Consider the following 10,017-nt stretch of genomic DNA (forward strand, 5'->3'; position numbering starts at 1 on the left):
GCGCAACGCCCGCCCGGCGCCGAGCAGCTTCGCGGCCCGCTGCCCGTCGCCGCCGAGTAGCGCGACAGTCGCCAGCCCTTCGACGACGGTCGCCGCGATCGGGAGGTTGTCGTGCGCCAGCGGGCCGCGCAGTGCACCGCGGAACTGCGCCGCGGCCGTGTCGGCGTCGCCCTCTTCAGCCGCGATGTGACCCAGCCCTACCATGGCCAACGGCCGCGTCTCGGACTCGGCGTTGAACGTCTGTGACTCGCCAGCGGCCAGCGCCTCCCGGTAAAGGTCGCGGGCCTTGGCCAGGTGGCCGCTGAGCCGGGCTATGTCACCCAGGCCGCGATACACGGTAGTCATCTTCTCCGGCACGCCCGCTCGCCGCAGCAGTTCGGCGGCCCGTTCGTAGTCGAGTCGAGCACTGGCCAGATCACCGGCGTGCACCATGGCGTCGGCGCGGCGGCACAGCAGATCAGCCACGTCCTCGAGGGCGCCGACCTGCTCAACCAGTTCCAGTGCCTCATTGATCATGACGAGGGACATCTCCCGATCTCCTCGCCAGTTGGCCAGCATGGCCAGCGGGTCCAGGGTGTTCGCCATGCCCCAGCGGTCGCCGGTTGCGCGGAATCCGTCGAGCGCGGCCCGGAAGTCCCCCTCCGCTTGCGCCGTCTCCCCGTTGAACAAGTGCCGATAGCCCACGCCCAGCCGAGACAGGGCCCGGGGCCACTGGCCGGGGCCGACCTGCTTGTGGTGAGCGGCCATGTCCGACCTCCCGGGGCCACCGACAAGCGCCCATCCGACCATGGTGGCGGCATGCCGCAAGGGGCGGTCGATGCCGGCCATGAACGTCTCGGCCTCGTCGAGATACGCGCCCAGCCGCGACCCGAGCGCTCCACTCGGCGCGGCGTTGACCACGCACAGGACGTATTCCTCAGCCCATTGTGCGGGCGGGTTCTCGCCGAGCGCCTCGAGCAACGACACCGCTATGGGAGCGCCTTCTGCGCGCAGGCCCTGCAGATACCAGTACCAAGACAGCGCCGCCATCAGCCGCAGCGCTATTCCGATATCGCACCGCACCGCCCAGTGCAGGGCCGCATGGAGATTCGCGCGTTCGGCGGTCAACCGTGCCAGCCAGTCCAGCTGATCCGCACCCACCAGATAAGGTTCCGCGGTCTCCGACAGCTCGAGGAAGTACTCGGCGTAGGCCCTGCGCAGTCGGTCTTCCTCAGCCTCTTCGGCGAGTCGCTCGGCGGCGAACTCCCGGATGGTCTCCAGCATGCGATACCGACCGCCGGTGTGGTCGACGAGGGATTTGTCGGCCAAAGCCGCCAGCAGGTCATCCACCTCGTCATCCGGCAACTCGCATATCCGGGAGACCGCGGCCGCAGCGCCGCCTCCGACGAACACGGACAGCCGCCGCAGCAGCGTCCGCTCCCGCTCGCTGAGCAGTTCCCAGCTCCACTCGACCACCGCACGCAGCGTCTCGTGCCGAGGTTCAGCAGCACGGTTCCCTCGCGACAACAACCGGAACCGATCGCCCACCCGGGAGGAGATCTCCTCGACCGGCAGGGAACGCAGCCGCGCCGCGGCCAGCTCGATCGCCAGCGGCAGCCCGTCGAGGGCTTCGCAGATCCGCAGGACCGCGTCGGCGTTGACCCCGTCTACCTCGAAGCCTGGTTGAACAGCCGCGGCCCGCTCGGCGAACAGCTGCACAGCCGGGTAGCCGACGACGTCGGGTGCGGGCGTACCGGCCGGCGGGACCGTGAGCGGGGCAAGCGGAACCAGCGACTCACCGATGATGCCGAGCACCTCCCGGCTGGTGGCCAGCACCCGCAGATCAGGACAGGCGCCGAGCAGCCGCTGGGCCAACCGGGCGGCGTCGTCGATCACGTGCTCACAGTTGTCGAGAATGATCAGCATGCAGCGGTCGGCGAGTGCCGTGATCAGTCGTGCGATGGGGTCGGCCGCGGTCGTCGGCGACGTGGGAGTCAGCAGTCCGACGTCGCGCAGGCCGAGTGCGCTGATCACCGCCCGCGGCACGGCCGCCGCGTCGTCAAGGGCGGCGAGGTCCACGAAGCAGACCTCCCCCGGCATCCGGGTGGCCGCCTCGATGGCCAATCGGGTCTTCCCAATGCCTCCCGGGCCGGTCAGGGTCACTAGGCGGGCCTGGTCGAACAGCTTCTGAATCCATCGGACGTCGTCGTCACGCCCCACGAGACTGGTCAGTTGAGCGGGCAGACCAACGGTCGCAGTCGCCGCGGCGTTGTCGGTCAGCGAATCGTCCGCCCGCAATATCGCCAGATGGAGCTCGGCCACGTCCGGGGATGGGTCTGTGCCGAGTCCTTCCGCGAGCGAGTGCCGCAGGTCCTCATAGACGGCCAACGCGTCCGCCTGCCGACCGGCGCCGTACAGCGCCCGCATGAGCTGCGCGCGTGGCCGCTCCCGCAATGGGTACGCGGCTGCCACCTGCTCCAGTTCGGCGACGACAGCCCGGAAGTCGCCCAGTTCCAACCGAGCCTGAGCATGATCCTCCACGGCGGCCACCCGCGCGTCTTCGAGTCGGACTGTCTGAGCGTCGGCGAAGGGCACCCCGGTCACATCCGCCAGCGCCGATCCGCGCCACAGCTGAAGAGCCTCGTCCAGAGTCGCCGCCGCACGGGCATGGTCGCCCACACCCAACGCGTGCCGCCCATCGCGAGCAAGCCTTTCGAACCGGTGCCAGTCGACGTCGTCGGGATCGATCGCCACCCGGTAACCGGACCGATCGAACTCGACCACATCGCCGAAGCCCGCCGCGCTGCGCAACCCGCGGCGAAGACGGGACACCTGGGACTGCAATGCGTTGGCGGCGCCTTCGGGCGGATCCTCGCCGTACAGACCGTCGATGAGCCGCTCGCGGGTGACCACCCGCCCCGCGTCCAGGAGGAGCAGGGCGAGCAGCGAACGCACCTGGGGCCCGCCTACCGACACAGGCTCGCCGTCGGCGGACCACACCTCCAACGGACCCAAGATGCCGAATCGCATTGACAGGATTGTCGCTCAACAACGCTCCCCGGCCCGAACCGGGCCTGGCGCTGGCATTACGGGATCTCCCGAGGCATCGTGTCCGTAGAGATGCTCGACCCTTGGAGCTGCCGTGACGACCGAGCCGACTCCGCTGCTCGACTCACGCACGTTGGACCGACGGACGGCACGTGAGCTGCCGCCCGGCCCGTCGTGGCCGATGGCCGTCCAGACCGCCGTCTTCGCCGTCCGGCGCGCGCAATGGTTCCCGAGGCTGCGAGACCGGTACGGCGACGTGTTCACCGTCCGGCTCATCCCGGGTGGACGCGTCGTCGTCGTGCTCAGCCGTCCAGAGCACATCCGTACCGTCTTCGGTGCCTCAGCTGAGGTTCTGCACACAGGCGAGGGCAACACCATCATGGCGGCGGTGATGGGCGCGAACTCACCGCTGGTCCTCGACGAGGACGATCATCTGAGAGTGCGCCGGCAGCTGATGCCGGCGTTCCACGGGCAGGCGCTGCACGGCTATCAGAGCCTGGTCGCGGAACTCTCCGAAGCCACGGCGGCGAACGTGCCGGTCGGCCGGCCGTTCCGGATGCACGACCGGATGCGGGCGCTCACGCTCGAGGTGATCCTGCAGGTGGTGTTCGGAGTGACCGACGAGAACCGGCTCGCCCGGCTGCGGCCCCTGGTCAGCGCGGTAGTTCAGGTCAATCCGTTGATCATGCTGGCGGCGTTCTATCCCCGGCTGATGCGTTACCCGCCCTGGCGGCGTTACCGCCGCATCCAGCGCGACGTCGATGCGATCCTCTACGACGAGATCGCCGCACGCCGCCGGCGTTCCGATCTCGCGGATCGGGCCGACGTGCTGTCCCAGCTCCTACAGGCCGGGACGTGGACAGACGTCGAGCTGCGCGATCAGCTCGTGACGCTCCTGCTGGCCGGGCACGAGACGACGGCGACGGCGCTGGCCTGGGCATTCCATGAGCTGGCACGACGACCGAGCGTCCTGCGCCGTGCGCAAGATGCGGCCGACGCTGACCACGACGCCTACCTGGAAGCCGTCGCCAAGGAAGCGCTGCGGCTGCACCCGGTCATCTATCAAGTCGGCCGGCGGTCGACCGAGCCTTTCGACGTCGCAGGCTACCGGCTGCCACGCGGCACCACCCTCATGCCGGCCATCGGGCTGGTGCACGCGGACCCCGCGCTCTATCCAGACCCGCAGCAGTTCCGGCCCGAGCGCTTCCTCGGCGACGACCCGGTGCCCGCGTCGAACTGGATCCCGTTCGGCGGCGGCACGCGGCGCTGTCTGGGCGCCGGCTTCTCGTTGATGGAGGCGACCGAGGTGCTGCGCGCATTGCTCCGCCGGTACGACGTGCGAGCCCGACGGCCCGAGCCGGAACCGGCTCATCTGCGCAACGTGACCCTCGTTCCGGGCCGAGGCTGCGACATCGTCCTTCGCCCGCGCTCCTGACACGGAGGATCAGCTACCTGCTACCCCAACGAGAATCGGATCGGCCCGACATGTCTACGCCCGACCACCTGGCGGACCTGGTACGTGCCAGCGGCGTACGCGACGAACGCGTGCTGGCCTCGGTACGCGCGGTCCCCCGCGCCGACTTCGTCCCCGCCCGGCACGCCGACGTGGCCTACCTCGACCAACCGATACCCATCAGCCACAACCAGGTGACCACCCAGCCGTCGCTGTCGGCCCGCATGATCGAAGGGCTCCAGCTCACCGGCGACGACCACGTCCTGGAGATTGGCACAGGCTACGGATTCCAGACCGCACTACTGGCCACGCTCGCCGCCGACGTCGTCAGCATCGAGCGATGGCCGGACATGGTCGAACGAGCGCGGCGCCATCTTGACCAGCACGGCATCGGCAATACTCAGCTACTCCTCGGCGACGGCACGCTGGGCGCGCCCGAGCTCGCGCCATTCGACGCCATTCTCGTCTCCGCCGCCCACGCCGATGTCCCACAACCACTCGTCGACCAGCTGCGCGTCGGCGGGCGACTCGTGCAACCGATCGGCCCCGGTGGCGACGAGGTCGTCGCCGCCTTCGACCGAACCACACACGGGCTACACCGCCGTGACGAACTCACCCCAGCCAGATTCGTCCGACTGTACGGCCGGCACGGCAGCTCGGACCCAACCACTACATGAACCACCAGAAGTAAGGCCGACGGCTACGGCAGGTCGAAGCAGACCTCATGGAGGTCGCGGCATGGCGCGGACTCGACCCGGTCGTGACGGAGGCTTCACGACAGGTCCGATGGCCTCCGATCCGCCAGCCATCCGCGCAGCAGCGCCAGGAAATCGTCGGGGCGTTCCATCGAAGGCAGATGGGCGACGCCCGGCCACGCGACGTGATGTGCACCGTCGATCCCGGCAGCCACGCGCCGTGCCGCGTCGTGGATGGCGTCGAGATCCAGCGCACCCACCAGAACCAGCGTGCGCACCCGGATCTCCGTGAGCCGATCGAGCGCGGGCGGATCCAGCTCGATCTCGTCGACGTCGTCCCACTCGGCCGTGACCTCGAATGCCTGCCGCTGCATCTGTCGGACCAGGCCGCCGACCGCCGGGTCGACGTCACCGGCCTCCCGTTGAGTGCCGTCGACCCACCAGGCCACGTTCACCTCGGCCGCACCGTCCAGGTCATCACGGGCGATCGCCGAGTCCTCTGCCTCGATGAACGCACGCAGATCCGGCGTCATCTCGGCGATGAGCGATCCACCTGGTCCGCACAGGAGCAGAGAGTCCATCAGTTCGGGCCGGAGCAGCGCGACCTCGACGGCGACGCCGGCACCGAACGAAGCGCCGACCACGTGGCATTGCTCGATGCTGAGCACGGCCAATGTGTCGAGCACATCATCGACATGCGAAAGCGGGCCCTGCGGACGGACCGTCGACTCGCCGAACCCGCGCAGATCGAGCCTGACGACATCGCGTTCGGCGGTCAGCGCCGGCCACAGGGAATCCCACATCCGGCGATCCGCGACGCCCGCGTGGAGAAGAACGACGGGCAGGTCACCACGGGGACCCGCCCGCTCGTATGCGATGCCCGTCGGTGTGGACGACGTCGTCGCCATGGTGCCCCTCTCAGCCGGCGAATGTCCGCCTAGGCAAGCACACAGCAGCTGACTGCCACAACCGGTATTTCCGTCCCGGGGCTTCGCCCTAGTGCATCGCGTACTGTACGTCCATGTTGGGTCTCTTGTTGATGCTGAGGCGCTTCTTTGCAGCGTTCCGGACGGCTTGGCGGGACCTGGCCTTCCGCGGGATCACGGTCAGCATCGTCGTGCTGGTGACGAGCGCGACGACCTTCTACACGCTGGTCGAAGGCTGGTCAGTGCTCGACAGCCTGTACTTCTCCGTCGTCACCGGCTTGACGATCGGGTACGGCGATCTCGCACCACAGGAGGCATTGTCGAAGGTTTTCACGATGGTCTATGCCTTGCTCGCGGTGGGCCTGTTCGTCGCGTTCGGCACCTCCCTGGCCCGGGCTCTGGTCGCTCATCACGCTGCGAAGCCGCATCTGCACCGACGTCACCGCAGCTCACCGGAAGACCAGGACTGAGTATCAGGCCGGTTCCACCGTTGAGCCTCGGCTGATGCACCGGCTGGTGGTCAGTCGGCGGCGGGCTGGATGTTCTGGTTGACGTGAAAACGTTGTTCGGGTCGTAGTGGTGCTTGATCCCCCACCAGCGCCCTCTGGGAACTCCGGCCCTGACCTGTGCGGCTGTTCAACTTCGATGGGTCCCGAAACTGACGACGCCACGCGCGAACGTGCGAGCGTGGCCGACGGGGTCGCCAGTGCCGAGCCCGCAGGAGCCTGGAACTGCCTACCGCGGCACGTCAAAGGGTATAGCTGGCGATCATCTGGCCAAGCTGCCGGATGTTTGAAGAGCCCTTGAATTCCAGCCGGACCCGACCCAGGCCACTGAACCACAGCTCGAGCTCGGCGTCGAGATCGAACGTGCCGGCGGTCTCGATTGAGAATGCCTGGATCTTGCTGTACGGCAGAGTCGAGAAGTCACGCTTCTTCCCGGTCATCCCCTGCACGTTCACCGCGATCAACCGCTTGTCGGTGAACACCACGAAATCCCGCACCGCTTTGAAGCACGCGAGGACATTCTCACCAGGGATCAGAATGGGCGCCACCTCGGGAATGACGTCGGAGGGGTTACACGGATTCAGCTTGAAAACGGAGCCGTTCGAGAAATCGATCACGGCCGAATAGTAGTGCCCCGGGCCTCCCCTGGCATCCGAAGTCATTGGGGACGGTCGTGGTCCGCGGCGGCGGCGCACTGCAGTACGGCTTGTACCGTGCGGTCCACATCCGCCTCGTCGGTGACCCAGCTGGAAACCGAGATCCGCATCGCTGCCTGTCCCCGCCAGGTCGTGCCGCCCATCCATGAGGTGCCCTCCTCCTGCACCCGCCGCAGCACGCTCCGCGTGTACCCGTCGTGGTCCCCGTCTGCGGCAAGGAAACGGACCAACACCTGATTGAGGACCACGTCATTGAGCACCTCGACCCTTTCGTGGGCACTCAACCGGTCGGCGAACGTTCGGGCGTGGTGACAGCATCGCTCCACCAAGTCGGCGATGCCCTGGCGGCCGAGCGCCGCAATAGCCGCATAGACGGCAAATCCGCGAGCACGCCGCGACAGCTCCGGATTGAAGTCGAGCGAGTCGCGTGTACTACCGGCCCCGTGTGGCAGATATGCGGCCCGTATCCCCATAGCCGCGCTGTGCGCCTCGGGATGTGCGCAGAACACCAACCCAGAGTCATAGGGCACGTTCAGCCATTTGTGGCAGTCGACCGCCCACGAGTCGGCCAGCTCAACGCCGGCCACCAACGACCGCAGTCTCGGGCTGGCCGAAGCCCACAACCCGAACGCGCCGTCGACGTGCACCCATGCCCCGGCGTCGTGCGCGATCTGACAGATCTCCCCCACCTGGTCGATCGCTCCGCTGTTCACGTTGCCGACCTGGGCGCACACGATCAACGGGCCGCGTTCGCCCGCGAGCATCCGGCCTAGCGCCGCGTGGTCCATCCGGCCCTGCGCGTCCGTCGGGACAGACGTGACTGCCGAGGTGCCGAGCCCGAGGAATCGCAGCGCCCGGTCGATCGTCTCGTGCCGCCCGTCGCTGGCCATGATCCGTATCGGAGGCGCCCCGGCCAGCCCTTCCGTCTCGACGTTCCAGCCTGCACGCTGCAACACCTCGTGCCGGGCTGCGGCCAGCCCGGCGAAGTTGGCCATCTGACCACCGGTGACGAACCCTGCCGACGCCTCCGACGGCAACCCGAGCAGCTGCGCTGCCCAGGTCCCGGCGACCTCTTCGACCACCGCAGCCGCCGGAGCCGCGGCGTACATGGCGGCGTTCTGGTCCCACGCCGACGTCATCCAGTCGGCGGCCAGAGCGGCGGGTGTAGCACCACCTATCACGAACCCGAAGAACCTTCCGCCGGCCGTGGCCACCACCCCCGGCTCGCAGGCTTCCACCAGGGCGGTCACCACGTGCTGCGGGTCAGATGGCTCCTCGGGAAGCGGTCCGGCCAGAGCCTCTCGCAACTGTGCCGGCGTCGCGCGAACGCCCACCGGCCGGTGCGACAGTCCAGCCAGGTGGGTCAGCGCCTGCCGGTACGCCTCCCCCAAGGGACCGTCGAATGCCGAGCCATGAGTCGCATCCCCGGCCTCGACGGGCACTTTCGGCTGCGTATCACCCATGGCGCATTGTATTCACTTCCCCGTAGTCGCCGACAGCTCCAGGCCCAACCGCCCGCCGCAGATCGTTGTCACGGCTGGTCGAAGCGCAGTGGGTCAATCTCCCAGGTGTTCGCCGTGCACAGCGGCGTATGTCTGCCGCAGCGCCTCCATCGACTGGCCGTACGACGCCTGCGCGACCCCGGTGAACAGGCAGTCGACCACCATCAGCTGCGCGATCCGGCTGCCGAGAGCCCCCGGGCGGAACCGGGTCTCCCGGGCAGCCGTGATGAGCATGATGTCGGCGGCGGCTGCCAGCACCGAGCCGGCGTAGTTCGAGATCGCGATGGTCGTGGCTCCGGCGGTCGCTGCCAGCTCCAGGAACTTGATCGTGTCGGCTGTGTTCCCGGTATGCGATATGCCGATGGCGACGCACTTCGGGTCCAGGACAGCGGCCGATGTCCACGCTGAATGAGAGTCGGGCCAGTTCAGCGCCGTGCGGCCGATGCGGCTCAGCTTCTGCTGCAGATCCAGGCCGACCACCGCACTCGCCCCTACCCCGAACACGTCGACACGGCGCGCCGCGACGATGGCGGTCACCGCACTTTCCAGCGCTGCCGGATCCAGCACCTCCGCCGTGTCGGCGATGGCCAGCGCCTCGTTGCGGGCGATCTTCGCGACGACATCGGGCAACGAGTCGTCGCGGTCGATGTCGCCGGTGATGGCTGGGCGGGCGGGATGCTCGAACGTCTCCCGAGCGGACTCACGGGTCAGATCCAGGCGCAGGTCCTGATGCCGGGAATAACCCAGGCGCCGGTAGAAGCGGACGACGGACGTGGTGGACGTCTCGCAGTGGGCCGCGAGCCTGGTCACCGGCCATCCGGCGACGGTCACCGGATCGGACAGGATCGCTTCCGCGATCCGTCGTTCCGATGGTGGCAGCGACGGCAGCGCGGCCCGGATCCGCACCAGGACCATGCGGGCGTTGGAGCTGTCGACGTCGCCGGTTGTCACGGATGGATGATACATTCCAATCCGCACAGTTGATACTGCGAAAACATGTTGTGCGTACATTCTGTACGTAGTCGCGTGTACGACGCACGGTTGAGGAGCTGCATCCGTCCTCGCCCGAACCGTTCAACAAGGAGGAAGCGCATGCCGGCCAGTCCGCGCCGTACGCCGTTCAGTCGGTTCAGCCGGGTCGCCATCGGTACAGTCGCGCTGGCGTCGCTGACGCTTGCCGCGTGTTCCGACGCGAACACGACCGACTCCGACGGCGACCCCGAGCCAGGGACAGAGGAAGCTGACGTCCAAT

At 68.1% G+C, this 10,017-nt stretch carries 8 protein-coding genes; 3 read left to right on the top strand and 5 right to left on the bottom strand.

The window, feature by feature from the left end; all coding sequences use genetic code 11:
* On the bottom strand, positions 1 to 3,009 hold a 3,009-nt coding region (locus ELR45_RS01045; RefSeq protein ID WP_165367353.1), incomplete at its 3' end, for an AfsR/SARP family transcriptional regulator.
* A 112-nt stretch (positions 3,010 to 3,121) separates the two neighbouring features.
* Here ELR45_RS01045 and ELR45_RS01050 point away from each other — a divergent pair.
* Both ELR45_RS01050 and ELR45_RS01055 read left to right on the top strand, forming a co-directional pair.
* Complete coding sequence (locus ELR45_RS01050) at positions 3,122 to 4,462, top strand: cytochrome P450 (protein WP_205855650.1); 1,341 nt, start codon at positions 3,122 to 3,124, stop codon at positions 4,460 to 4,462.
* Positions 4,463 to 4,512: 50 nt separating this feature from the next.
* Positions 4,513 to 5,157 carry a protein-L-isoaspartate(D-aspartate) O-methyltransferase gene (locus ELR45_RS01055; protein WP_129662727.1) on the top strand — a complete coding sequence of 215 codons (645 nt, stop codon included), beginning with the start codon at positions 4,513 to 4,515 and terminating at the stop codon, positions 5,155 to 5,157.
* Between the two features lie 95 nt (positions 5,158 to 5,252).
* Here the strand turns inward: ELR45_RS01055 and ELR45_RS01060 are convergent, their stop codons facing one another.
* Positions 5,253 to 6,083 carry an alpha/beta fold hydrolase gene (locus tag ELR45_RS01060; protein ID WP_129662729.1) on the bottom strand — a complete coding sequence of 277 codons (831 nt, stop codon included), beginning with the start codon at positions 6,081 to 6,083 and terminating at the stop codon, positions 5,253 to 5,255.
* Between the two features lie 113 nt (positions 6,084 to 6,196).
* On the opposite strand from ELR45_RS01060, the gene ELR45_RS01065 reads away from it, so the two are divergent.
* Positions 6,197 to 6,571, top strand: a complete 375-nt coding sequence (locus tag ELR45_RS01065) for a potassium channel family protein (protein WP_129662731.1) — start codon at positions 6,197 to 6,199, stop codon at positions 6,569 to 6,571.
* 278 nt (positions 6,572 to 6,849) lie between these two features.
* Here ELR45_RS01065 and ELR45_RS01070 read toward each other — a convergent pair whose 3' ends face one another.
* From ELR45_RS01070 to ELR45_RS01080, 3 genes are all read right to left on the bottom strand, one after another.
* Positions 6,850 to 7,224 carry a PH domain-containing protein gene (locus ELR45_RS01070; protein ID WP_129662733.1) on the bottom strand — a complete coding sequence of 125 codons (375 nt, stop codon included), beginning with the start codon at positions 7,222 to 7,224 and terminating at the stop codon, positions 6,850 to 6,852.
* Between the two features lie 41 nt (positions 7,225 to 7,265).
* The gene (locus ELR45_RS01075) at positions 7,266 to 8,726 is read right to left on the bottom strand and encodes a pyridoxal phosphate-dependent decarboxylase family protein (protein ID WP_129662735.1); all 1,461 of its coding nucleotides are present in this window, start codon (positions 8,724 to 8,726) and stop codon (positions 7,266 to 7,268) included.
* A gap of 93 nt (positions 8,727 to 8,819) precedes the next feature.
* Positions 8,820 to 9,716 (bottom strand): MurR/RpiR family transcriptional regulator, encoded by an 897-nt coding sequence (locus ELR45_RS01080; protein ID WP_205855651.1) that lies wholly within the window; start codon positions 9,714 to 9,716, stop codon positions 8,820 to 8,822.
* Between the last annotated feature and the right edge of the window lie 301 nt (positions 9,717 to 10,017).

It is taken from the genome of Phytoactinopolyspora endophytica (genome assembly GCF_004138495.1).
Lineage (GTDB): Bacteria > Actinomycetota > Actinomycetes > Jiangellales > Jiangellaceae > Phytoactinopolyspora > Phytoactinopolyspora endophytica.

Bases quoted from the DNA above. Each gene is read 5' to 3' on its own strand.
- ELR45_RS01055 (WP_129662727.1), top strand. From the start codon at position 4,513: ATGTCTACGCCCGACCACCTGGCGGACCTGGTACGTGCCAGCGGCGTA.
- ELR45_RS01065 (WP_129662731.1), top strand. From the start codon at position 6,197: ATGTTGGGTCTCTTGTTGATGCTGAGGCGCTTCTTTGCAGCGTTCCGG.
- ELR45_RS01075 (WP_129662735.1), bottom strand. From the start codon at position 8,726: ATGGGTGATACGCAGCCGAAAGTGCCCGTCGAGGCCGGGGATGCGACT.
- ELR45_RS01060 (WP_129662729.1), bottom strand. From the start codon at position 6,083: ATGGCGACGACGTCGTCCACACCGACGGGCATCGCATACGAGCGGGCG.